Origin of the sequence: Pantoea ananatis LMG 2665 (assembly GCF_000710035.2) — a bacterium.
Taxonomy (GTDB): domain Bacteria; phylum Pseudomonadota; class Gammaproteobacteria; order Enterobacterales; family Enterobacteriaceae; genus Pantoea; species Pantoea ananatis.
The window spans coordinates 216,362-239,491 of the sequence record NZ_JMJJ01000001.1; the positions used below are offsets into that span (position 1 = coordinate 216,362).

A 23,130-nucleotide genomic window follows, 5' to 3' on the forward strand; every position below is an offset into this window, starting at 1 on the left:
GCGCAGAGTATTAAACGAGACCCTTTGCACGCGCGGCGTTTAGTGCCGACGATCCGGGCCTGAAGGGCTACGGTGATGGAGTAATGCAATGAAATATAATGATAATTTACTGTCGTGGCATCATTTTACCCAGGCGGTTTTGTTTAAAGGCAGCATAATCGAATGTGCATGACGCGTTTATAAGAGACTTACGCCATAAAAGTGCCCGACCAAAACACGGCTGCCTGAAGGCCTGCATCATATGTTTTTTTTATTTCTTAGATACGGCTGGAAAAAATATCAATCCCAGCATTTTCCTCTGCTATTAACAGACGTATTTAGTTTAATAATCGTAAGCCAAAGTTGGCGAGCAGAGCCTTTGTATCCTGCGCCCTTTAATAAAAGGCGTTTGGCGTTTGCCAGCCCGTTTTTCTGCGGTTATGGTAATCGACCTACTCTTAGAAAAAATAACCCAGCAGAATTCTCTGTATCGGGACAGCAGAAATGAATTCTGCTGTCTTTGCAAAAACATAAGGTTTTGATCTTAATTGGCGAATAGCAGGGCAGGATGCATGTGGCTAGCGGGAAAGCAGTCGTCAGTAGATTCAGTTCCTCAAGCCGGGAGGCAGAAAATGGAGATGTTGTCAGGAGCCGAAATGGTCGTCCGGTCGTTAATCGATCAGGGCGTTAAGCAGGTATTCGGTTATCCGGGTGGCGCAGTGCTCGACATTTACGATGCGCTGCAGACCGTCGGCGGTATTGATCACGTTCTGGTTCGTCACGAGCAGGGCGCCGTGCATATGGCCGATGGCCTGGCTCGCGCAACCGGCGAAGTGGGCGTGGTGCTGGTAACGTCGGGTCCGGGCGCAACCAATGCGATCACCGGTATTGCGACGGCCTATATGGATTCTATTCCGTTGGTTATTCTGTCAGGTCAGGTGCCTTCATCCCTGATCGGCTACGACGCCTTCCAGGAATGTGACATGGTCGGTATTTCCCGTCCGGTGGTGAAACACAGTTTCCTGGTGAAAAATACCGAAGAGATCCCGACGGTACTGAAAAAAGCCTTCTGGCTGGCATCCACGGGGCGTCCTGGACCGGTAGTTATCGATCTGCCAAAAGATATTCTCAATCCTGCCAATAAGCTGCCTTATCATTATCCGCAGGAAGTGAGCATGCGCTCCTATAATCCGACGATTCAGGGGCATAAGGGCCAGATCAAGCGTGCGTTAAACACGTTGCTGGCAGCGCATAAGCCGGTGATCTACGCCGGAGGCGGCGCGATTACCTCTTCGTGCGAAGCCGAACTGCTGCAGCTGGCCGAGCGCCTGAATATTCCGGTTACCACGTCATTGATGGGGCTGGGCGCGTTTCCCGGCAGTCATCGTCAGTGCGTAGGCATGCTTGGCATGCATGGCACCTACGAAGCAAATATGACCATGCACAATGCCGATTTGATTTTCGGAGTGGGCGTTCGTTTTGATGACCGCACCACGAACAATCTGGCGAAGTATTGCCCGAACGCTACCGTGATGCACATCGATATCGATCCTACTTCCATTTCAAAAACGGTGGCGGCCGATATTCCGATCGTTGGGGATGCCAAACAGACGTTACAGCAAATGCTCGAACTGCTTGACCAAAGCGAAGCGAAGCAGCAACTGGACAGTCTGCGCGACTGGTGGCAGTCGATTGAAACCTGGCGTGGTCGTCAATGCCTCGAATACGATCGCACCAGCGACAAAATCAAACCGCAGGCGGTTATCGAAACCATTTGTCGTCTCACCAACGGGGAGGCCTATGTGACCTCGGATGTGGGTCAGCATCAGATGTTCGCCGCCCTCTATTACACCTTCGATAAACCCCGTCGCTGGATCAACTCCGGTGGTCTCGGCACCATGGGCTTTGGCCTGCCTGCCGCACTGGGGGTGAAAATGGCCCTGCCTGACGAAACCGTCATCTGCGTTACGGGCGATGGCAGTATTCAGATGAACATCCAGGAGCTCTCTACCGCACTGCAGTACGATTTGCCGGTGTTGGTGCTGAACCTGAATAACCGTTTCCTGGGCATGGTGAAGCAGTGGCAGGATATGATCTATTCTGGCCGCCACTCTCAATCCTATATGGAATCGCTGCCTGATTTTGTTCGTCTGGCAGAAGCCTATGGCCACGTGGGTATTGCCATTAATCATCCCGCTGAGCTGGAAGAGAAGCTGGCCATGGCGCTGGAAACCCTGGCGACAGGACGGCTGGTCTTTGTTGACGTCAACGTTGACGGCAGCGAGCATGTTTACCCGATGCAGATTCGCGGTGGCAGTATGGACGAAATGTGGTTGAGCAAAACGGAGAGGACATAATTATGCGTCGCATTTTATCGGTTTTGCTGGAAAACGAATCCGGCGCATTGTCTCGCGTAGTGGGCCTGTTTTCACAACGCGGCTATAACATTGAGAGTCTCACCGTTGCGCCCACAGACGATCCTACGTTGTCACGCATGACGATTCAGACCGTGGGCGACCAGAAAGTGCTGGAGCAGATCGAGAAGCAACTGCACAAGCTGGTCGATGTACTGCGCGTCACGGAGTTGGGGCAGGGCGCTTACGTTGAACGTGAAATTATGCTGGTGAAAATTCAGGCAACGGGCTATGGCCGTGAAGAGGTAAAGCGCAGCGCCGAAATTTTCCGTGGACAGATCATTGACGTTACGCCTTCACTTTACACGGTTCAGCTGGCAGGGACTAGCGACAAGCTGGATGCCTTTTTGAACACCGTCCGGGAAGTGGCGGAAATTGTTGAAGTAGCCCGCTCGGGGATTGTGGGCGTGTCTCGTGGTGAGCGCATTATGCGTTAATGACGCACTGGTAGCCTCAGCGAAATTTGCAACCCGGCGAAATGCCGGGTTTTTTCTTTTTAATGCGTAAGACAGCCAACCATCGGAAAAGCGGTTGCTACGCGCACTTTTCTGCTGTTAGATGTGCTAGAAAGGATGTCCATAGCTTATCTGCGGATTAACGATCAGCTTAAGCCTGTTTAATGGTGGGGTTACAGTGAAACTGGATGAAATTGCGCGTCTGGCGGGTGTATCGCGCACCACGGCCAGTTACGTTATTAATGGGAAAGCACGGCAGTATCGTGTCAGCGACAAAACCGTTGAGAAAGTCATGGCGGTGGTGCGCGAGCACAATTACCATCCCAATGCGGTAGCGGCAGGTCTGCGCGCCGGTCGCACGCGCTCGATTGGGCTGGTCATCCCCGATCTGGAAAATACCAGTTACACGCGTATTGCTAACTACCTTGAACGCCAGGCGCGCCAGCGCGGCTACCAGCTGTTAATCGCCTGTTCTGAAGATCAGCCCGATAACGAGATGCGCTGTATTGAACATCTGCTGCAACGCCAGGTTGATGCGATTATCGTTTCAACGTCGCTTCCGCCCGAACATCCTTTTTATCAGCGCTGGATTAATCACCCGCTGCCGATTATTGCGCTGGACCGGGCGCTGGATCGCGAACACTTTACCAGCGTGGTGGGTGCCGATCAGGATGATGCCTTTGCGCTGGCTGCTGAATTGCGTCAGCTTAAAATCAGTAATGTGCTGTTTATGGGCGCGTTACCTGAATTGTCGGTCAGTTTTCTGCGCGAGCTGGGCTTCAGAGATGCCTGGAAAGGGGATGAGCGCCCGATAGATTACCTTTACTGTAACAGTTTTGAACGCACTGCCTCCGCAGCCCTGTTCGAAACCTATCTGGAAAATCATCCAATGCCAGATGCGCTTTTCACCACTTCTTTTGGCCTGCTGCAGGGCGTTATGGATGTCACGCTGAAACGTAACGGCCGCTTACCGGCCGACCTGGCGATTGCCACCTTCGGCGATCATGAGCTGCTGGACTTTCTTGAATGTCCGGTCCTGTCTGTGGGTCAACGTCATCGTGATGTCGCCGAACGGGTGCTGGAATTAGTGTTGGCTTCTTTAGATGAACCCAGAAAACCCAAACCCGGTTTAACCCGAATTCGTCGTAATTTATTACGGCGGGGACAATTAAGCAGAATTTCTAAATAAAATCAGGGCAGCAATGCGTCTGCCCCTGACTATTACCTGCTGTTTTTAAACTCTTTCCTTACAAAGTAAAAAAGCGTCAGCGCTAATCATCTATGCTAACAAATTAACTTAACAGACCATTCTTGTTTACTTACAACTTAGCCGCTGTTTAAAACCCCCGTCCGCGCGCGTGCCGCTGTGCATCCTTTAAGAAATCCCCTAAAATGCGTCCCCTGTCTCAAAACGACGCGCCGCCGTTCGGCCGGAATAAGCGCGCTAATTTTAGCCATGCTGTTCCGGGGCAGGTTTTTTTATTCAGTTATTCATTAGTTTAATTTTGATTAATCATCTTTTGGCGTTTTGAAACCTTCCCAGCGTTAATTCCCGCCTCGGTAAATAATCATATTCACCTGCCGCTCCGGCTTGACAATGATTTCCTACGATCCTTAAACTCGTTTTGTGGTAAAAAGTGGGATAAAGTGGTGTTATTGGGTAATTGAGGGGTGAGACTGGCATGTTCCGTGGAGCAACGTTAGTCAATCTCGACAGCAAAGGACGCCTGGCGGTACCAACCCGCTATCGCAATTTGCTGAACGAGGAATCACAGGGGCAGATGGTGTGTACCATCGACCTCCACCAGCCATGCCTGTTGCTCTACACCTTGCCCGCCTGGGAAATCATTGAGAAGAAGCTGGCGAGTCTTTCCAGCATGAATCCTCTGGAGCGCCGCGTGCAGCGCTTGCTGTTGGGGCATGCCAGTGAATGTCAGATGGACAATGCGGGCCGCTTACTGGTGGCGAATACGCTTCGTCAGCATGCAAATTTAAGCAAAGAAGTGATGCTGGTTGGGCAGTTCAACAAGTTTGAACTGTGGGATGAACAGACCTGGTATCAACAAGTCAGGGAAGATATTGACGCAGAACAGTCAGCTCAGGCGCCTTTATCTGAGCGGTTGCAGGATTTATCGCTATAGCTATGCAGGAAAATTACAAACACACCACCGTGCTGTTGGATGAGGCGGTTAATGGCCTCAACATCAAGGAAGACGGAATCTACATCGACGGCACTTTTGGTCGTGGCGGTCACTCACGCTTAATTTTGGCGCAGCTTGGCGCCAGCGGAAAGCTCATCGCCATTGACCGTGACCCGCAAGCTATCGCCGCGGCGGCTGAGATAAAGGATCCGCGCTTTTCCATTGTTCACGGCCCTTTTTCCGCCCTGGCGGACTACGTGGCAGAGCGTGAACTGGTTGGGCGCATCGACGGCATCTTGCTGGATCTGGGGGTTTCGTCCCCGCAGCTGGATGATGCTGAACGTGGCTTTTCTTTTATGCGCGACGGACCGCTGGATATGCGAATGGATCCAACGCGGGGCCACTCTGCCGCCGAATGGTTAATGCAGGCGGAAGAAGCCGATATCGCATTTGTGCTGAAAACGTATGGGGAAGAGCGTTTTGCAAAACGCATCGCCCGCGCCATCGTCGAGCGCAACCGTGAACAGCCAATGACGCGCACGAAAGAGCTGGCAGAGGTGATCGCCGCGGCCACGCCGATTAAAGACAAGTTTAAACATCCGGCCACCCGCAGCTTCCAGGCGATTCGGATCTGGATTAACAGCGAACTGGAAGAGATCGATACCGCCCTGAAAGGCGCGGTCGAGGTCCTGGCTCCACAAGGGCGTTTGTCCGTTATTAGCTTCCATTCGCTGGAAGACCGTTTAGTAAAACGCTTTATGCGCGATCAAAGTCGGGGTCCGCAGGTGCCGCGTGGACTGCCAATGACCGAACAGCAGCTCAATGCGCTGGGCGGTCGTCAGTTAACGTTACTGGGCAAGATGGTACCGGGTGACGCCGAGGTGAAAGAGAACCCCCGTGCGCGTAGTTCCGTTTTACGCATCGCGGAGAGAACCGACGCATGATCGGCAACGAAAGGCACAGCCTACCCGGCGTTATGGCCGGGGATATTTTGCGCAAAGGCAAAATTCCACTGCTGTTGCTGATTGCTGTACTGGTTTCTGCCGTGTTGGTGGTCACCACTACGCATAAAACGCGCCTGTTAACTGCCCAGCGAGAGCAGCTGGTGCTGGAGCGCGATGCGCTGGACATTGAATGGCGCAATTTGATTCTGGAAGAGAACGCCCTTGGCGATCACAGCCGCGTTGAGCGGATCGCCACCGAAAAGCTGCAGATGCAGCACGTTGATCCTTCGCAGGAAAACATCGTGGTGCAAAAATAAGGATCTGTTACTGCTAATGAACGGCGTAAAAAGAACGCTGAAGTTAAAAAAACCAGAAGATAAAGCCAGCTTTGTAAGCTGGCGTTTTGCGTTGTTATGCGGTTGCATTTTGCTGGCGTTAGGTGGGCTGCTGTCCCGGGTTGCGTGGCTGCAGGTGATCAATCCAGACAAGCTGGTTAAAGAGGGCGATTTACGCTCCTTACGCGTTCAGGCGGTGCCGACCGCGCGCGGGATGATCAGCGATCGCGGTGGCCGTCCGCTGGCGGTCAGCGTGCCGGTTAATGCGATCTGGGCCGATCCTAAAGAGCTGCACGATGCCGGTGGCGTCACGCTCGACAGCCGCTGGAAAGCGTTGTCAGATGCGCTTTCCATCCCGATCGATCAGCTGGCCGCGCGCGTAAATGCCAATCCCAAAGGGCGCTTTATTTATCTGGCGCGCCAGGTTAATCCCGCCATTGGGGAATATGTTAAAAAACTCAAGCTGCCGGGCATTCACCTACGCGAAGAGTCCCGTCGCTACTATCCGGCGGGGCAGGTCACCTCACACCTCATCGGCTTTACCAATATTGATGGCGAAGGCATTGAAGGCATCGAAAAGAGCTTCGATAAATGGCTGACCGGCGAGCCGGGCGAGCGAACCGTACGTAAAGATCGCTATGGCCGTGTTATCGAAGATATCTCCTCTGTAGACAGCCGTGCCGCGCATAACCTGACGCTGAGCATCGACGAACGCCTGCAGGCGCTGGTCTACCGCGAACTTAATAACGCGGTGGCGTTTAACAAAGCGGAATCAGGCACGGCGGTGCTGGTGGACGTTAACACCGGTGAAGTGCTGGCGATGGCCAACAGTCCGGCATACAACCCGAATAATCTGAGCGACACGGCCAAAGACCTGATGCGTAACCGCGCCATCACCGACATTTTTGAACCCGGTTCAACGGTGAAGCCGATGGTAGTGATGACGGCGCTGCAACGTGGCGTGGTGAAAGAGAACAGCGTGCTGAATACCGTTCCCTACCGCGTCAACGGCCATGAAATCAAAGATGTCGCGCGTTATAACGAACTGACTTTGACAGGTGTTTTACAGAAATCGAGTAACGTTGGTGTTTCACGACTGGCGTTAGCGATGCCCTCCTCAGCACTGGTAGAAACTTACGCGCGCTTTGGGCTGGGCAAACCGACCAATTTGGGGCTGGTCGGGGAAAGTAGTGGCTTATACCCTAAAAAACAACGGTGGTCTGACATAGAGAGGGCCACCTTCTCTTTCGGCTACGGGCTAATGGTAACCCCGTTACAGTTAGCGCGAGTCTATGCAACCATTGGCAGCTTTGGCATTGCCCGTCCGCTGTCGATAACGAAAGTTGATCCGCCGGTAGGCGGAGAGCGCGTGTTTCCTGAGGCCCTCGTGAAAACCGTGGTCCACATGATGGAAAGCGTGGCGCTACCGGGCGGCGGCGGGGTAAAAGCCGCCATTAAAGGCTATCGCGTGGCGATCAAAACCGGTACGGCGAAAAAGGTCGGCCCGGATGGTCGTTACGTGAATAAATACATTGCGTATACCGCAGGCGTTGCGCCTGCCAGTCGCCCTCGTTTTGCGCTGGTGGTGGTCATTAACGATCCCCAGGCCGGTAAATATTATGGTGGTGCGGTTTCTGCACCGGTGTTCGGTGCCATCATGGGCGGCGTGCTGCGCACCATGAACATCGAACCGGATGCCCTGCCGACCAATGACAAAAACGAGTTGGTGACAAACAGAAGTGAGGAATCAAGTGACAGATCGTAACCTGCGCGACTTACTCGGACCGTGGGTGCCTGACGCACCTGCGCGCCCGTTGCGTGACATGACTCTGGACAGTCGCTTAGCGGCTGCAGGTGATCTGTTTGTTGCAATTGCAGGCCATCAGGTTGACGGACGCCGGTTTATTCCTCAGGCAATTGCGCAGGGCGTGGCGGCCGTTATCGCGGAAGCGGAAGGGGAAGCAAGCGACGGTGAAATTCGGGAGATGCACGGCGTACCGGTGATTTATCTGGCGCAACTGCATCAGCGTCTTTCTGCCCTGGCAGGCCGTTTTTACCAGCAGCCGGGCGAAAAGCAGAAACTGATTGGCGTGACCGGTACGAACGGCAAAACCACGACCACACAGCTGCTGGCGCAGTGGGCCAGCCTGCTGGGTGAAACCAGCGCGGTGATGGGGACAGTCGGCAATGGTCTGGTCGGGCAACTGGTCCCGGCTGAAAACACCACCGGTTCAGCGGTGGATGTGCAACATAACCTGGACGAACTGGTCAGGAAGGGCGCATCGCTGACGGCAATGGAAATTTCCTCGCACGGGCTGGTACAGCATCGGGTCGCAGCGCTGCCGTTTGCCGCTGCCGTCTTTACGAATCTCAGTCGCGACCATCTTGATTATCACGGTGACATGCAGCAGTACGAGTCCGCTAAATGGCTGCTGTTTTCCGAACATCAGGTCGGTGTGGCCATTATCAATGCTGACGATGAGGTCGGTCGCCGCTGGCTGGCAAACCTGCCAGACGCTGTGGCCGTCACGATGGAAAATAATCTGCAGCCCGGCTGTCATGGCCGTTGGCTTCGTGCGACTGACGTGAATTATCACGACAATGGTGCGCACATTCGTTTTGACTCCAGCTGGGGCGAGGGCGAAATGAACAGTCGCCTGATGGGCGCCTTCAACGTCAGCAATTTACTGCTGGCGCTGGCGACGCTGCTGGCGCTGGGCTACGCCCTGGACGATCTGCTGCGCGCAGCGGCAAGACTGCAGCCGGTGAACGGACGCATGGAGGTCTTTAGCGCCACCGGTAAACCCACCGTGGTAGTGGATTATGCCCATACGCCAGATGCATTAGAGAAAGCGCTCGAAGCGGCGCGGCTGCATTGCAAAGGCAAACTATGGTGCCTGTTTGGATGTGGCGGCGATCGTGATAAAGGTAAGCGCCCACTAATGGGAGCGATCGCTGAGCAATTTGCCGACATCGTGGTGGTGACAGATGATAACCCACGAAGCGAAGATCCGCAGGCCATCGTACAGGATATTCTGAGTGGGCTGCTTGACCCTGGCCGTGCCCGCGTGGTCGCCGGTCGGGCGCAGGCCGTGACCAGCACCATTATGCAGGCCCAGCCCGATGACATCGTACTGGTGGCTGGAAAAGGTCACGAAGACTACCAAATTATTGGCAATCAACGCCTGGATTACTCCGATCGTGCCACGGTCGCCACACTGCTAGGAGGCGTAGCATGATTCCGGTTTCATTGAGCACATTGGCAGAGATCGCCAGCGGCACCCTGCACGGCGATGACCTGGTTTTAAATGACGTCACGACGGATACCCGTAAGGTCACCGCAGGCAGCCTGTTTGTGGCCATCGTGGGCGAGCGTTTTGATGCCCACGACTTTGCAGAAGATGCCATCGCCAAGGGTGTCAAAGCCTTGCTGGTGAGTAAGCATTTACCTGTCTCAGTGCCTCAGGTGGTTGTAAAAGATACGCGTATCGCCTTTGGTAAGCTGGCAGCATGGGTGCGCCAGCAGGCCACTGCCCGCGTTGTCGCGCTGACCGGCTCATCCGGCAAAACGTCAGTGAAAGAGATGACCGCGTCCATTTTGCGTCAGTGCGGCGAAACGCTGCATACCGCCGGTAACCTGAATAACGATTTTGGCGTGCCCATGACCTTGCTGCGTCTCACGCCAGAACATCAGTATGCCGTCATTGAGCTTGGCGCCAATCATCAGGGCGAAATCGCTTACACCACTGACCTGGTTCGTCCGGAAGCGGCACTGGTCAATAATCTGGCCGCCGCGCACCTCGAAGGCTTCGGGTCGCTGGAAGGTGTAGCAAAAGCGAAGGGTGAAATTTTTTACGGCCTGCCTGCCAGGGGAACGGCCATTTTAAATGCTGACAGCAATGACTGGCCGCGCTGGCAGGAGAACCTGCACGGTAAAACGGTCTGGCGTTTCTCGCCTCAGGCCGCAGACTGTGACTTCGGTGCGCATGATATCCGCATTCGTCAGGATGGGACCCATTTTGTGATGCACACGCCCCGTGGAGAAGCCGACATCATTCTGCCGTTGCCCGGGCGGCACAATATCGCCAATGCGCTGGCCGCTGCTGCGCTCGCCCTGTCGGTCGATGCGCCGCTTAGCGCAGTTCAGGCGGGCCTGAAAAGACTTCAGTCCGTTCCCGGCCGCTTATTCCCTGTTCGCCTCTCTGAGCATCAACTCATTCTGGATGACAGCTATAACGCCAACGTCGGATCGATGGTTGCGGCGGCACAGGTGCTGTCTGAGATGCCGGGCTACCGTGTGATGGTCGTGGGCGATATGGCTGAATTAGGTGATGAAAGCGAAAAGTTTCATCGTGAAGTCGGGCTGGCGGCTAAAGCTGCAGGGCTGGATCGGGTGCTCAGCACCGGTCAGTTCAGCCACTTCCTGAGTGAAAGCAGTGGCGTTGGCGAACATTTCAGCGATAAAACCGCGCTGACTGAACGTTTACGCCAGCTGCTGTCCGAACACCAGGAAATGACCGTATTGATTAAGGGCTCGCGTAGTGCCGCCATGGAGCAGGTAGTACAGAGTTTACAGGAGAAAGGAACATGTTAGTTTGGCTGGCCGAGCATCTGGTCGCATTTTATTCCGGCTTCAACGTCTTTTCGTATCTGACGTTTCGCGCCATTGTCAGCCTGCTGACCGCACTGTTTATTTCACTGTGGATGGGCCCACGGCTGATTGCGTGGCTGCAAAAACTGCAAATCGGCCAGGTTGTGCGTAACGATGGTCCGGAGTCGCACTTTAGCAAGCGCGGTACGCCGACCATGGGCGGCATCATGATTTTGACGTCGATAACCCTGTCAGTATTGATGTGGGCTTACCCTTCCAACCCGTACGTCTGGTGCGTACTGGTGGTGCTGGTGGGCTTTGGCGTGATCGGCTTTGTCGACGATTACCGCAAAGTGGTCCGTAAAGACACGAAAGGGCTGATTGCGCGCTGGAAATATTTCTGGATGTCGGTGATCTCTCTGGGCGTCGCTTTTGCGCTTTACCTGGCCGGAAAAGATACCCCGGCGACCGAGCTGGTGGTGCCTTTCTTTAAAGATGTTATGCCACAGCTGGGCTTGTTTTACATCGTACTGGCTTACTTCGTCATCGTCGGCACCGGCAATGCCGTTAACCTCACCGATGGTCTGGACGGCCTGGCGATCATGCCGACCGTCTTTGTTGCGGCGGGCTTTGCGCTGGTTGCCTGGGCAACGGGTAACGTGAAATTCGCAGAATATCTGCATATTCCTTATCTGCGCCACGCTGGCGAACTGGTGATCGTCTGTACCGCTATCGTGGGGGCGGGCTTAGGGTTCCTCTGGTTCAACACCTATCCGGCCCAGGTGTTTATGGGGGATGTCGGATCGCTGGCGCTGGGCGGCGCACTGGGCACCATCGCCGTGCTGCTGCGTCAGGAATTTTTACTCGTGATCATGGGCGGCGTGTTTGTTGTTGAAACCCTGTCGGTGATCCTGCAAGTGGGATCGTTCAAGCTCCGCGGGCAACGCATTTTCCGTATGGCGCCGATTCACCACCACTATGAACTTAAAGGCTGGCCGGAGCCGCGCGTGATTGTGCGCTTCTGGATTATTTCGCTCATGCTGGTGCTGATTGGCCTGGCGACGCTGAAGGTACGTTAATCATGGCTGACTATCGCGGGAGAAAAGTTGTCATCATCGGACTGGGCCTGACCGGGCTGTCCTGTGTTGATTTCTTTGTAGCGCAGGGCGTAACGCCACGCGTGATGGATACCCGTATGTCACCGCCCGGGCTGGACAAGCTGCCTGAGCAGGTGGAGCGCTATGTGGGCGGGATCAACAGCGACTGGCTGTTGGCTGCCGACCTGATTGTTGCCAGCCCCGGTATTGCGCTGGCACATCCGGCGCTGTGCGAAGCCGCGGATGCGGGCATCGAAATCGTGGGCGATATTGAGCTGTTTTGCCGTGAAGCACAGGCACCCATCGTGGCAATTACCGGTTCGAACGGAAAAAGTACGGTCACCACCTTAGTCGGCGAAATGGCGAAGGCCGCAGGCTGGCAGGTCGGTGTCGGCGGCAACATTGGCTTACCCGCCCTCAGCCTGCTGAAAGCGCCTGCGCAGCTCTATGTCCTTGAACTGTCCAGCTTTCAGTTGGAGACCACTCACAGCCTGAAAGCCGCAGCGGCCACCATCCTTAACGTGACTGAAGATCATATGGATCGCTATCCGTTAGGTATGCAGCAGTATCGGGCAGCAAAACTGCGGATTTACGAAAACGCGCAGGTCTGTGTCGTGAACGCGGATGATGGCATGACGATGCCGGTACGCGGCGCTGACGCGCGCTGCGTGAGTTTTGGCATCGATATTGGCGATTATCACCTTAATAAGCAGCAGGGCAGCATCTGGCTGCGCGCCAAAGGCGAGAAGGTCCTGAATACCGACGAAATGACGCTGGTAGGCCAACACAATTACACCAATGCGCTGGCGGCTTTAGCGCTGGCAGATGCGGTAGGGCTGCCCCGCTCAACCAGCCTGTCTGCGCTGGCAGCGTACTCTGGACTGCCACACCGCTTTCAACTGGTTCATCAGAGTCGCGGGGTGCGCTGGATCAATGATTCAAAAGCGACCAACGTTGGCAGCACGGAAGCGGCACTGAAAGGCTTAGAGGTTAACGGCACGCTCTGGCTGCTGCTCGGGGGCGATGGGAAATCGGCTGATTTCTCGCCGCTGGCCACTTATCTGCAAGGCGATCGTATCCGGCTGTACTGCTTTGGTCGCGATGGCGATGCGCTCGCCGCGCTGCGGCCTGACGTGGCGGTGCGTACCGATACGCTGCAGCAGGCCATGGAGCAGATCGCCAGACAGGTCCAGCCGGACGATATGGTACTGCTTTCCCCCGCCTGTGCCAGCCTCGATCAGTTTCGCAATTTTGAACAGCGCGGTGACGTCTTCGCGCAGCTGGCCAGGGAGTTAAGCTGATGCGGATTCCTGGTGCAGGCATAGTGAATTATCTGTCAGGTCGCCTGAGCAACTGGGTGATGGGGTCGCGTGAGAGCGACGATACCTCACTGGTGCTCTACGATCGTACGCTGCTGTGGTTAACCCTGGGATTAGCCGCGATTGGTTTTGTGATGGTGACGTCGGCATCAATGCCAGTAGGTCAGCGTCTGAATGACGATCCGTTCTACTTTGCCAAGCGTGATGCGTTCTATATTGCGCTGGCATTCGGCATGGCGCTGGTCACGCTGCGCGTTCCGATGGATTTCTGGCAGCGCTACAGCAACATAATGCTGATGGTTTCCGTCGCCATGCTGCTGATTGTGTTGGTGGTGGGCAGCTCGGTAAACGGTGCGTCACGCTGGATTGCCTTGGGGCCGCTGCGTATTCAGCCCGCTGAGTTATCTAAACTCACGCTCTTCTGCTATCTCGCCAGTTACCTGGTGCGCAAGGTAGAAGAGGTGCGAAATAACTTCTGGGGCTTTTGTAAGCCAATGGGCGTGATGGTGGTGCTGGCCGTACTGCTGCTGGCCCAGCCCGATTTGGGGACGGTGGTAGTGCTGTTTGTCACTACGCTGGCGATGCTGTTTCTGGCGGGGGCCAAACTGTGGCAGTTCCTGGCCATTATCGGCTCCGGCATCTTTGCTGTGGTGCTGCTGATCATCGCCGAGCCATACCGTATGCGCCGTGTCACCTCGTTCTGGAATCCGTGGGAAGATCCGTTCGGCAGCGGCTACCAGCTGACGCAGTCTCTGATGGCGTTTGGCCGCGGTGAATTCTGGGGGCAGGGGCTGGGGAATTCGGTTCAGAAACTGGAGTATTTGCCCGAAGCCCATACCGACTTTATTTTCTCCATTATCGGAGAAGAACTGGGTTACATCGGTGTGGTTTTAGCGCTGTTAATGGTATTCTTCGTGGCTTTTCGTGCGATGTCGATTGGCCGGCGCGCGCTTGAACTTGATCAACGTTTTTCCGGCTTTTTAGCCTGTTCAATTGGCGTGTGGTTCAGCTTTCAGGCACTGGTCAACGTGGGCGCTGCGGCCGGTATGTTACCGACCAAAGGTCTGACGTTGCCGCTGATTAGTTACGGTGGCTCGAGTTTGATCATTATGTCGACGGCCATCGTATTTTTGTTACGTATTGATTATGAAACGCGTCTGGCTAAAGCGCAGGCGTTTACCCGAGGTGGTCGATGAGTGGTAAACGATTGATGGTAATGGCAGGTGGCACCGGTGGACACGTTTTCCCGGGGCTGGCTGTTGCCCATCATCTGAAAGCGCAGGGCTGGGAAGTTCGCTGGTTAGGCACTGCAGATCGTATGGAAGCCGATCTGGTACCGAAGCACGGTATCGACATCGACTTCATTCGTATCAGCGGATTACGCGGCAAGGGCATCAAAGCCCTGCTGTTGGCACCGGTGCGTATTTTCAACGCCTGGCGTCAGGCTCGCAAGATTATTAAAGCCTGGAAGCCTGACGTTGTGCTGGGCATGGGTGGCTATGTTTCGGGGCCGGGTGGCCTGGCTGCATGGAGCTGCGGTGTTCCTGTGGTGCTGCATGAGCAAAACGGGATCGCCGGGCTGACAAACAAGTGGCTGGCAAAAATCGCCACCAAGGTTATGCAGGCGTTTCCCGGCGCCTTTCCTCACGCAGAGGTGGTAGGAAACCCGGTACGTACAGACGTGCTGGCACTGCCCTCACCGGCTCAGCGTCTGGCCGGGCGCAGCGGCGCTATCCGTATTCTGGTGGTGGGTGGCAGCCAGGGCGCACGTATCCTTAACCAGACCGTGCCCCAGATTGCGGCTCTACTGGGTGAGCAGATTACCGTCTGGCATCAGACCGGAAAAGGCGCGTTGCAGGACGTTCAACATGCTTATCAGCAAGTGGGTCAGGACCATCACAAGGTGACCGAGTTTATTGATGATATGGCAGCGGCCTACGCCTGGGCAGACGTCGTGATTTGTCGCTCAGGTGCACTGACGGTGAGTGAGATCGCCGCGGCAGGATTACCGGCGATCTTCGTGCCGTTTCAGCATAAAGATCGTCAGCAGTACTGGAATGCCTTGCCGCTTGAGGGCGCAGGTGCAGCCAAAATTTTTGAGCAGCCGCAGTTTACAGCGGAGGCGGTAGCGGAAACGTTGCGTCACTGGGATCGACCAACATTACTCGCGATGGCTGAAAAAGCCCACGAGGTGGCGGTACCCGATGCGACTGAACGGGTCGCGCAGGAAGTGGCTCGCGCCGCACATTAACGCATCAGGTCAGCCTGGCTGACCCGTGCTCATATTGAGCACAAACTGAATGAGTAGGTAGGTAATAAAGCGTAATGAATACACAACAACTGGCGAAACTGCGTTCTATCGTGCCCGAGATGCGTCGCGTCCGGCACATTCACTTTGTCGGCATCGGTGGTGCTGGCATGGGCGGTATTGCCGAAGTGTTAGCGAATGAAGGTTACCATATCAGCGGTTCTGATCTGGCGCCAAATCCGGTGACACAGAATCTGATCAATCTGGGCGCGACCATTTACTTTAACCATCGCCCGGAAAACGTAACGGATGCCAGCGTTGTCGTGGTCTCCAGTGCGGTGGCGCAGGACAACCCTGAGCTGGTGGCTGCACGCGAACAGCGAATCCCGGTCATCCGCCGCGCAGAGATGCTGGCAGAGCTGATGCGTTTTCGCCACGGTATTGCGATTGCCGGCACGCACGGCAAAACCACCACGACGGCGATGGTCTCGAGCATTTACGCGGAAGGCGGTCTGGACCCCACCTTTGTGAATGGGGGGCTGGTAAAAGCCGCAGGCACGCATGCACGTCTGGGCAGTAGCCGCTACCTGATCGCCGAAGCGGACGAGAGCGATGCGTCATTCCTGCACTTGCAGCCAATGGTCGCCGTTGTCACCAATATCGAAGCGGATCATATGGACACCTATCAGGGCGATTTTGAAAACCTGAAGCAGACGTTCATTAATTTCCTGCACAATTTGCCGTTTTACGGTCGTGCGGTGATGTGTGTTGATGATGCCGTGATCCGCGATCTGCTGCCGCGTGTCGGCCGCCAGATTACTACTTATGGTTTCAGCGACGACGCCGACTTTCGCATCGAGGCGTTTGAACAACGCGGCGCGCAGGTTCATTTCAGCCTGATTCGTCAGGACAAGGCGCCGTTACAGATCACTCTGAATGCGCCGGGTCGACACAATGCATTAAACGCCGCCGCCGCCGTGGCGGTGGCCAGCGAAGAAGGGATTGAAGACAGCGCGATTCTGGCTGCGCTGGAAAGCTTCCAGGGTACCGGTCGTCGTTTCGACCAGCTGGGTGAGTTTCCTACGGAGCCGGTTAATGGGCAGCCTGGCACTGCCATGCTGGTGGACGATTATGGTCATCATCCCACGGAAGTTGACGCCACCATTAAAGCCGCGCGAGCGGGCTGGCCGGATAAAAAACTGGCGATGGTGTTTCAGCCGCACCGTTATACCCGCACGCGTGACCTGTTTGATGATTTTGCCAACGTGCTGTCTCAGGTTGACGTTTTGCTGATGCTGGATGTCTACGCCGCAGGCGAAACGCCCATCCCAGGCGCAGACAGCCGTGCACTGTGCCGCGCCATTCGTCATCGCGGCAAGGTCGATCCTATTCTGGTGCCGGAACATGATGCGCTCGTTGAAATGCTGGCGCCTTTGCTGTCAGGCAACGATCTGATTCTGGTTCAGGGGGCAGGAAACGTCGGTAAAGTGGCGCGGAAGCTGGCTGAATGCAAACTGCAGCCAGCACGCAAAGTGGAGGGCCGTCATGACTAAAGTTGCCGTTTTAATGGGCGGCACGTCAGCCGAGCGCGACGTGTCCCTGATGTCCGGCGGTGCCGTGCTGGCGGGCCTGCGTGAAGCCGGTATTGATGCACAGGGTATTGATACCCGCGACGTCTCAGTGCTGGAGTTAACCGCGCAAGGTTTTGAAAAAGTGTTTATCGCCCTGCATGGTCGCGGCGGCGAGGACGGCACGCTTCAGGCGGTGCTGGAATTCCTGCAGTTGCCTTACACCGGCAGCGGTGTGATGGCTTCCGCCGTCACCATGGACAAGTTGCGCACCAAACTGCTGTGGCAGGGCAGGGGACTGCCGGCGGGTAAATTTGTCTGGATTACGCGTGAACAGATGCAGAGCGGTCTGGATGCGGCGACCGAGGCGGCGATTAGCGCATTGGGATTACCCCTGTTCGTGAAACCGAGCAGCGAGGGATCCAGCGTCGGCATCAGCCGTGTAAACCAGTTAAGCGATCTGTCAGCTGCGCTGGAAGAGGCGTTTCGCCACGACGACAATGTGCTGGTCGAAGCTTTTCTGAGCGGTGAGGAATATACCGTTGGCATTCTGGGTGACCAGATTCTGCCCGCGATAAAAATAAAGACCGCCAGCGAGTTCTATGACTATGAAGCGAAATACATTTCTGACGATACTCAGTACTTCTGTCCAGCCGGGCTGAGTGCCGAGCGCGAGGCGGAATTACAACAGCTGGTGTGGTCAGCCTGGCGTGCACTCGGATGCAGCGGCTGGGGACGCGTTGATGTCATGACTGACGATCAAGGACACTTCCAACTGCTGGAAGCGAACACCTCACCGGGCATGACCAGCCACAGCTTAGTGCCGATGGCGGCAAAGCAGGCCGGGCTGACATTTTCTCAACTGGTCGTACGTATTCTGGAGTTGGCCGACTGATATGTCACAGGCGGCGATGAATGTACGTAATCGTGAAGCGCAGGAGCGGGCACGCACCGGTCGCAGTAACGGTGCCCGGCTCTTCGGCATCGTGTTTCTGCTGATGGTGATGGGCGTAATGATTGCGGGTGGCCTGGTCGTTCTGAAGTGGATGAACGATGCCTCCCGTTTACCCCTGTCGAAGCTGGTGGTCACAGGGCAACTGCACTACACAACCCATGACGATATTCGTCAGGCGATTTTGTCACTGGGTTCACCGGGCACGTTTATGTCGCAGGACGTGAACGTGATCCAGCAGCAGATAGAACGGTTGCCATGGATTAAACAGGTTAGTGTGCGTAAGCAGTGGCCAGACGAACTGAAAATTCATTTGGTGGAGTTTACACCGGTAGCGCGCTGGAATGACTCACACATGGTGGACAGCGACGGTGTGTCATTCAGCGTCCCGGCTAACCACATGGGTAAAGAAACGCTGCCGATGTTATACGGTCCAGAAGGCAGTGAAAAAGAGGTGCTGGCGGGTTATCACAGTATGGATGACGTGCTGAAGGCCAGGAAGTTTACCCTGAAGGTGGCGTCGATGACGGCGCGACGTTCATGGCAGTTAGTGACCAGCGATGATGTCCGCATTGAGCTGGGGCGGACCGATACCATGAAGCGTCTGAATCGTTTTATTGAGCTCTATCCGGTGCTGCTGCAGCAAGGTCAGAATGAACACAAGCGCATCAACTCGGTTGATTTACGCTATGACTCTGGCGCTTCTGTTGGCTGGACACCGATAGTGATGGATCCACAGGACAGTAATCAGCAACAAAACCAGGCACAGGCTAAACAACAATGATCAAGGCAACGGACAGAAAACTGGTAGTTGGACTCGAAATCGGCACTGCGAAGGTCGCCGCCCTGGTTGGGGAAATTCTGCCCGATGGTATGGTCAATATTATTGGGGTCGGCAGTTGTCCGTCCCGCGGTATGGATAAAGGCGGCGTAAACGATCTTGAGTCGGTGGTGAAATGCGTTCAGCGCGCCATCGATCAGGCTGAGTTGATGGCGGATTGCCAGATCTCCTCTGTTTACCTTGCATTATCGGGCAAACATATCAGCTGTCAGAACGAAATCGGGATGGTTCCGATTTCCGAAGAGGAAGTGACTCAGGATGATGTCGAGAACGTGGTGCATACTGCGAAGTCAGTGCGCGTTCGTGATGAGCATCGTATCCTGCACGTTATTCCGCAGGAATATGCTATCGACTACCAGGAAGGCATCAAAAATCCGGTCGGCCTGTCTGGTGTGCGCATGCAGGCAAAGGTGCATTTGATCACCTGTCACAACGACATGGCAAAAAATATTGTTAAAGCCGTTGAACGTTGTGGCCTCAAAGTTGACCAACTGATTTTTGCCGGTCTGGCGTCCAGCTTTGCGGTCCTGACCGAAGACGAACGTGAGCTGGGTGTTTGTGTCGTGGATATTGGTGGCGGCACAATGGATATCGCCGTCTATACTGGCGGTGCATTGCGTCATACTAAGGTGATCCCCTATGCGGGGAATGTGGTAACCAGCGATATCGCCTACGCATTTGGTACGCCGCCCACCGATGCGGAAGCCATTAAAGTGCGTCACGGCTGTGCGCTAGGATCGATTGTAGGTAAAGATGAAAACGTTGAAGTGCCGAGCGTAGGCGGACGTCCGCCACGAAGCCTGCAACGTCAGACGCTGGCAGAGGTGATTGAGCCACGTTATACCGAGCTTTTAAATCTGGTCAATGACGAGATTTTGCAGTTACAGGAACAGCTTCGCCAGCAGGGCGTAAAGCACCATCTGGCAGCCGGGATTGTGTTAACCGGCGGCGCGGCGCAGATTGAAGGTCTGGCAGCCTGCGCACAGCGCGTATTCCATACGCAGGTGCGCATTGGACAGCCGCTGAACATTACTGGCCTGACGGACTACGCCCAGGAGTCTTACTATTCCACGGCGGTCGGGCTGTTGCACTACGGTAAAGAGTCACATATGAACGGTGACGCAGAGGCTGAAAAGCGCGTTTCCGTGGGTAACTGGTTTAAACGTATTAATAGTTGGTTAAAAAAAGAGTTTTAATTTTTGTAAAAGGGGATCATGCTGTTTTCTTTAGTGATCTCCAGGCGACAGGCACATAACGGAGAGAAATCATGTTTGAACCTATGGAATTAACCAATGACGCGGTGATTAAAGTCATCGGCGTCGGCGGTGGCGGTGGCAACGCCGTAGAGCACATGGTACGCGAGCGTATCGAAGGTGTGGAATTCTTCGCTGTGAATACCGACGCGCAGGCGTTGCGTAAAACAGCAGTCGGCCAGACCATCCAGATTGGTAATAACATTACCAAAGGACTGGGAGCGGGTGCGAACCCGGAAGTCGGCCGTAACTCTGCAGAGGAAGATCGCGAAGCACTGCGTTCTGCGCTGGAAGGGGCAGACATGGTGTTCATCGCAGCAGGTATGGGTGGCGGTACCGGTACCGGCGCTGCGCCTGTTGTGGCTGAAGTGGCCAAAGATCTAGGTATTTTGACCGTTGCGGTCGTGACCAAGCCCTTCAATTTTGAAGGCAAAAAGCGCATGGCCTTTGCTGAGCAGGGGATCGCTGAGCTGTCCAAGCACGTGGATTCACTGATCACTATCCCAAACGACAAGCTGTTAAAAGTTCTCGGACGTGGTATTTCCCTGCTCGACGCGTTTGGTGCGGCTAACGACGTGCTGAAAGGCGCCGTACAGGGGATCGCCGAGCTGATTACCCGTCCTGGCTTGATGAACGTGGACTTTGCTGACGTACGTACCGTGATGTCAGAAATGGGTTACGCGATGATGGGTTCAGGCGTGGCTTGTGGTGAAGACCGTGCAGAAGAAGCCGCTGAGATGGCGATCTCCAGTCCACTGCTGGAAGATATCGACCTCTCTGGTGCGCGCGGCGTGCTGGTCAACATTACTGCGGGCTTCGACCTGCGTCTGGATGAGTTCGAAACCGTGGGTAACACTATCCGCGCCTTCGCTTCAGACAACGCGACCGTTGTAATTGGTACCTCTCTGGATCCAGAGATGAATGACGAACTGCGCGTCACCGTGGTGGCAACCGGTATCGGCATGGATAAGCGTCCAGAGATCACGCTGGTAACGAACAAACCTGCCAGCCAGCCTGTCATGGATCATCGTTACCAGCAGCATGGTATGTCCCCGCTGCCGCAGGAGCAAAAACCTGCTGCGAAAGTGGTAAACGATCAGAGTGCACAGTCAAACAAAGAGCCCGATTACCTTGATATTCCGGCGTTTTTGCGCAAGCAGGCCGACTAGGAATAACCTTATAATTGGGATTTCCCGCTCTTTGTGCTAAAGTGTTCGCCCGCTGGTAACGTATACTGGCGGTCGGAAAGCGATATTGCGAGATAATAACGATGATCAAACAAAGGACATTAAAACGTATTGTTCAGGCGACAGGTGTCGGTTTACATACCGGCAAGAAAGTCAGCCTGACCCTGCGCCCTGCGCCGGCTAATACCGGGGTCATCTATCGTCGCACTGACTTGAATCCACCGGTTGATTTTCCGGCTGATGCAAAATACGTGCGCGACACCATGCTGAGCACCTGCCTGGTGAACGATGAAGGCGTGCGTATTTCGACAGTTGAACACTTAAATGCCGCACTGGCAGGTCTGGGCATTGACAACATTATTGTCGAAGTTGATGCGCCAGAAATCCCAATTATGGACGGCAGTGCAGCGCCTTTCATCTATCTGCTGATGGATGCAGGCATCGAGCAGTTGAACAGCGCAAAGAAATTTGTGCGTGTTAAGCAGACCGTGCGTGTTGAAGACGGTGACAAATGGGCTGAGATCAAACCTTACAACGGTTTCTCGCTTGATTTCACCATTGATTTCAATCACCCGGCTATCGATTCCAGCTCTCAGCGTTACCAGATGAAATTCTCTGCCGAAGCGTTTGTTCGTCAGATCAGCCGTGCACGTACTTTTGGCTTCATGCGTGAAATCGAATATCTGCAGTCTAAAGGCCTGTGCCTGGGCGGTAGTTTAGATTGTGCGATTGGCCTTGATGATTTCCGCGTGCTTAATGAAGAAGGCCTGCGTTTTGAAGACGAGTTTGTGCGTCACAAAATGTTAGATGCCATCGGCGATCTGTTTATGTGTGGCCATAACGTTATTGGCGCGTTTACCGCGTACAAATCGGGTCATGCTCTGAACAACAAACTGCTGCAGGCCGTTTTGGCGAAGCAGGAAGCCTGGGAATGGGCGACCTTCGAAGACGAAGCTGAATTGCCACTGGCGTTTAAAGCACCTAATCTGGTTCTGGCCTGATATCGGCTCAGAACGTAAAAACGGCTGGTTGCGCTGACACTCTCTCCGGTCAGTTGCACCAGCCGTTTTTTATTGCCTCGCCATTCATTTCCGCTTGCTGCGACAGCATTCTCCGCTCAGAACGACCAATTGCTGAATTGCTGCACAATCGCGCGCGATTTCTCCCACTGTCGCACTAAACTCAGGTGTCGCCGCGCCACATTAGTGTTACTATCTCTGGCGCTTTTACAGGCTGCATGCTGCTGAAAACAGCAGTGAATAATTAAAATGTTATGCGCAATGGAACAATTGTGATCGGAATTTTTCTACGCTGGCGACAAATAGGTAGACGCTATTTATGGCCTCATTTCCTCCTGGGAATGGTGGCGGCCAGTCTTGGCTTGCCGGCGTGTGCGCAAACCACTGAGCTCAATACGGCATCCGAAGCCTCAGCCAGTAGCCTGTTCATTGGCAATGCGGTCCGTTTTGATCATTTGATCCGTCTTCAGGAAGCCTCGCGACGCCCCAGTTTTACGGTTGACTACTGGCACCAGCATGCCATTCGCACGGTTATCCGCCATCTCTCTTTCACGTTAACGCCACAGGCGCAGGCGGAAGAGCAGGTGCATCCGCTGGCCGCACAAAAGCTGGCGTTGATTGATTCCCTTCATGCGTTATTAACGTCTCAGGCGGCACAGTCCGGCATCCCTGTTGGTTTGTCCCCGCAACCTCTTCCTGCTGCTCCGGTATCCTCACAGGCTGACGGACACGGCAAAGTGCACGGTATCCGTGCCGGACCCGCGCCATTGTTCTGCTAATCTTTGTG

Annotated in this window: 20 protein-coding genes; all 20 read left to right on the forward strand. The window is 54.8% G+C overall.

Features of this window, described 5'->3' with window-relative positions; all coding sequences use genetic code 11:
• Positions 1-611: 611 nt before the first annotated feature.
• The 20 genes from ilvI to secM all read left to right on the forward strand — a co-directional run bounded on the left by ilvI (position 612) and on the right by secM (position 23,122).
• Positions 612-2,336, forward strand: coding sequence for an acetolactate synthase 3 large subunit (ilvI, locus tag EL29_RS00940; RefSeq protein ID WP_014606592.1), 1,725 nt, complete (start codon positions 612-614; stop codon positions 2,334-2,336).
• Between the two features lie 2 nt (positions 2,337-2,338).
• Positions 2,339-2,830, forward strand: coding sequence for an acetolactate synthase small subunit (gene ilvN / locus EL29_RS00945; protein WP_014592909.1), 492 nt, complete (start codon positions 2,339-2,341; stop codon positions 2,828-2,830).
• Between the two features lie 196 nt (positions 2,831-3,026).
• A complete protein-coding gene (gene cra / locus EL29_RS00950; RefSeq protein ID WP_014606591.1) occupies positions 3,027-4,037 on the forward strand; it encodes a catabolite repressor/activator in 1,011 nt (336 codons plus the stop codon).
• A 493-nt stretch (positions 4,038-4,530) separates the two neighbouring features.
• Positions 4,531-4,989: a division/cell wall cluster transcriptional repressor MraZ gene (mraZ, locus tag EL29_RS00955; RefSeq protein ID WP_014592911.1), complete on the forward strand. Its 459-nt coding sequence runs from the start codon at positions 4,531-4,533 to the stop codon at positions 4,987-4,989.
• A gap of 2 nt (positions 4,990-4,991) precedes the next feature.
• Positions 4,992-5,933 carry a 16S rRNA (cytosine(1402)-N(4))-methyltransferase RsmH gene (gene rsmH / locus EL29_RS00960; RefSeq protein WP_014606590.1) on the forward strand — a complete coding sequence of 314 codons (942 nt, stop codon included), beginning with the start codon at positions 4,992-4,994 and terminating at the stop codon, positions 5,931-5,933.
• Positions 5,930-6,250 (forward strand): cell division protein FtsL, encoded by a 321-nt coding sequence (ftsL, locus tag EL29_RS00965; RefSeq protein ID WP_028714817.1) that lies wholly within the window; start codon positions 5,930-5,932, stop codon positions 6,248-6,250. The genes rsmH and ftsL overlap by 4 nt, the downstream gene beginning before the upstream one ends.
• A 16-nt stretch (positions 6,251-6,266) precedes the next feature.
• Entirely contained in the window at positions 6,267-8,033 is a 1,767-nt protein-coding gene (ftsI, locus tag EL29_RS00970) for a peptidoglycan DD-transpeptidase PBP3 (protein WP_013024607.1), read from the forward strand.
• Positions 8,020-9,507 carry a UDP-N-acetylmuramoyl-L-alanyl-D-glutamate--2,6-diaminopimelate ligase gene (murE, locus tag EL29_RS00975; protein ID WP_019106421.1) on the forward strand — a complete coding sequence of 496 codons (1,488 nt, stop codon included), beginning with the start codon at positions 8,020-8,022 and terminating at the stop codon, positions 9,505-9,507. Before ftsI ends, murE begins: the two co-directional genes overlap by 14 nt.
• On the forward strand, positions 9,504-10,862 hold the full coding sequence (gene murF, locus EL29_RS00980) for a UDP-N-acetylmuramoyl-tripeptide--D-alanyl-D-alanine ligase (RefSeq protein ID WP_014592913.1): 1,359 nt from the start codon (positions 9,504-9,506) through the stop codon (positions 10,860-10,862). The genes murE and murF overlap by 4 nt, the downstream gene beginning before the upstream one ends.
• Complete coding sequence (gene mraY / locus EL29_RS00985) at positions 10,856-11,938, forward strand: phospho-N-acetylmuramoyl-pentapeptide-transferase (RefSeq protein WP_013024610.1); 1,083 nt, start codon at positions 10,856-10,858, stop codon at positions 11,936-11,938. Before murF ends, mraY begins: the two co-directional genes overlap by 7 nt.
• A 2-nt stretch (positions 11,939-11,940) precedes the next feature.
• Positions 11,941-13,257 carry a UDP-N-acetylmuramoyl-L-alanine--D-glutamate ligase gene (murD, locus tag EL29_RS00990; protein ID WP_014592914.1) on the forward strand — a complete coding sequence of 439 codons (1,317 nt, stop codon included), beginning with the start codon at positions 11,941-11,943 and terminating at the stop codon, positions 13,255-13,257.
• Complete coding sequence (gene ftsW / locus EL29_RS00995) at positions 13,257-14,471, forward strand: cell division protein FtsW (protein WP_013024612.1); 1,215 nt, start codon at positions 13,257-13,259, stop codon at positions 14,469-14,471. The genes murD and ftsW overlap by 1 nt, the downstream gene beginning before the upstream one ends.
• On the forward strand, positions 14,468-15,526 hold the full coding sequence (murG, locus tag EL29_RS01000; RefSeq protein ID WP_013024613.1) for an undecaprenyldiphospho-muramoylpentapeptide beta-N-acetylglucosaminyltransferase: 1,059 nt from the start codon (positions 14,468-14,470) through the stop codon (positions 15,524-15,526). The genes ftsW and murG overlap by 4 nt, the downstream gene beginning before the upstream one ends.
• A gap of 74 nt (positions 15,527-15,600) precedes the next feature.
• A complete protein-coding gene (gene murC, locus EL29_RS01005) occupies positions 15,601-17,076 on the forward strand; it encodes a UDP-N-acetylmuramate--L-alanine ligase (RefSeq protein ID WP_013024614.1) in 1,476 nt (491 codons plus the stop codon).
• On the forward strand, positions 17,069-17,986 hold the full coding sequence (locus EL29_RS01010) for a D-alanine--D-alanine ligase (RefSeq protein WP_013024615.1): 918 nt from the start codon (positions 17,069-17,071) through the stop codon (positions 17,984-17,986). The genes murC and EL29_RS01010 overlap by 8 nt, the downstream gene beginning before the upstream one ends.
• A gap of 1 nt (position 17,987) precedes the next feature.
• Positions 17,988-18,827, forward strand: a complete 840-nt coding sequence (gene ftsQ, locus EL29_RS01015) for a cell division protein FtsQ (protein ID WP_013024616.1) — start codon at positions 17,988-17,990, stop codon at positions 18,825-18,827.
• Entirely contained in the window at positions 18,824-20,080 is a 1,257-nt protein-coding gene (gene ftsA / locus EL29_RS01020) for a cell division protein FtsA (RefSeq protein ID WP_006117681.1), read from the forward strand. Before ftsQ ends, ftsA begins: the two co-directional genes overlap by 4 nt.
• A 71-nt stretch (positions 20,081-20,151) precedes the next feature.
• Positions 20,152-21,306, forward strand: a complete 1,155-nt coding sequence (ftsZ, locus tag EL29_RS01025; RefSeq protein ID WP_013024618.1) for a cell division protein FtsZ — start codon at positions 20,152-20,154, stop codon at positions 21,304-21,306.
• 101 nt (positions 21,307-21,407) lie between these two features.
• Positions 21,408-22,325, forward strand: a complete 918-nt coding sequence (gene lpxC / locus EL29_RS01030) for a UDP-3-O-acyl-N-acetylglucosamine deacetylase (protein ID WP_013024619.1) — start codon at positions 21,408-21,410, stop codon at positions 22,323-22,325.
• 290 nt (positions 22,326-22,615) lie between these two features.
• The gene (secM, locus tag EL29_RS01035; protein ID WP_235193289.1) at positions 22,616-23,122 is read left to right on the forward strand and encodes a secA translation cis-regulator SecM; all 507 of its coding nucleotides are present in this window, start codon (positions 22,616-22,618) and stop codon (positions 23,120-23,122) included.
• Positions 23,123-23,130 lie beyond the last annotated feature (8 nt).

Excerpts from the sequence above, each read along its gene's own strand:
- ilvI (WP_014606592.1), top strand. The coding sequence starts at position 612 with ATGGAGATGTTGTCAGGAGCCGAAATGGTCGTCCGGTCGTTAATCGAT.
- ilvN (WP_014592909.1), top strand. The coding sequence starts at position 2,339 with ATGCGTCGCATTTTATCGGTTTTGCTGGAAAACGAATCCGGCGCATTG.
- mraZ (WP_014592911.1), top strand. The coding sequence starts at position 4,531 with ATGTTCCGTGGAGCAACGTTAGTCAATCTCGACAGCAAAGGACGCCTG.
- rsmH (WP_014606590.1), top strand. The coding sequence starts at position 4,992 with ATGCAGGAAAATTACAAACACACCACCGTGCTGTTGGATGAGGCGGTT.
- ftsL (WP_028714817.1), top strand. The coding sequence starts at position 5,930 with ATGATCGGCAACGAAAGGCACAGCCTACCCGGCGTTATGGCCGGGGAT.
- ftsI (WP_013024607.1), top strand. The coding sequence starts at position 6,267 with ATGAACGGCGTAAAAAGAACGCTGAAGTTAAAAAAACCAGAAGATAAA.
- murF (WP_014592913.1), top strand. The coding sequence starts at position 9,504 with ATGATTCCGGTTTCATTGAGCACATTGGCAGAGATCGCCAGCGGCACC.
- mraY (WP_013024610.1), top strand. The coding sequence starts at position 10,856 with ATGTTAGTTTGGCTGGCCGAGCATCTGGTCGCATTTTATTCCGGCTTC.
- murD (WP_014592914.1), top strand. The coding sequence starts at position 11,941 with ATGGCTGACTATCGCGGGAGAAAAGTTGTCATCATCGGACTGGGCCTG.
- ftsW (WP_013024612.1), top strand. The coding sequence starts at position 13,257 with ATGCGGATTCCTGGTGCAGGCATAGTGAATTATCTGTCAGGTCGCCTG.
- murG (WP_013024613.1), top strand. The coding sequence starts at position 14,468 with ATGAGTGGTAAACGATTGATGGTAATGGCAGGTGGCACCGGTGGACAC.
- murC (WP_013024614.1), top strand. The coding sequence starts at position 15,601 with ATGAATACACAACAACTGGCGAAACTGCGTTCTATCGTGCCCGAGATG.
- EL29_RS01010 (WP_013024615.1), top strand. The coding sequence starts at position 17,069 with ATGACTAAAGTTGCCGTTTTAATGGGCGGCACGTCAGCCGAGCGCGAC.
- ftsQ (WP_013024616.1), top strand. The coding sequence starts at position 17,988 with ATGTCACAGGCGGCGATGAATGTACGTAATCGTGAAGCGCAGGAGCGG.
- ftsA (WP_006117681.1), top strand. The coding sequence starts at position 18,824 with ATGATCAAGGCAACGGACAGAAAACTGGTAGTTGGACTCGAAATCGGC.
- ftsZ (WP_013024618.1), top strand. The coding sequence starts at position 20,152 with ATGTTTGAACCTATGGAATTAACCAATGACGCGGTGATTAAAGTCATC.
- lpxC (WP_013024619.1), top strand. The coding sequence starts at position 21,408 with ATGATCAAACAAAGGACATTAAAACGTATTGTTCAGGCGACAGGTGTC.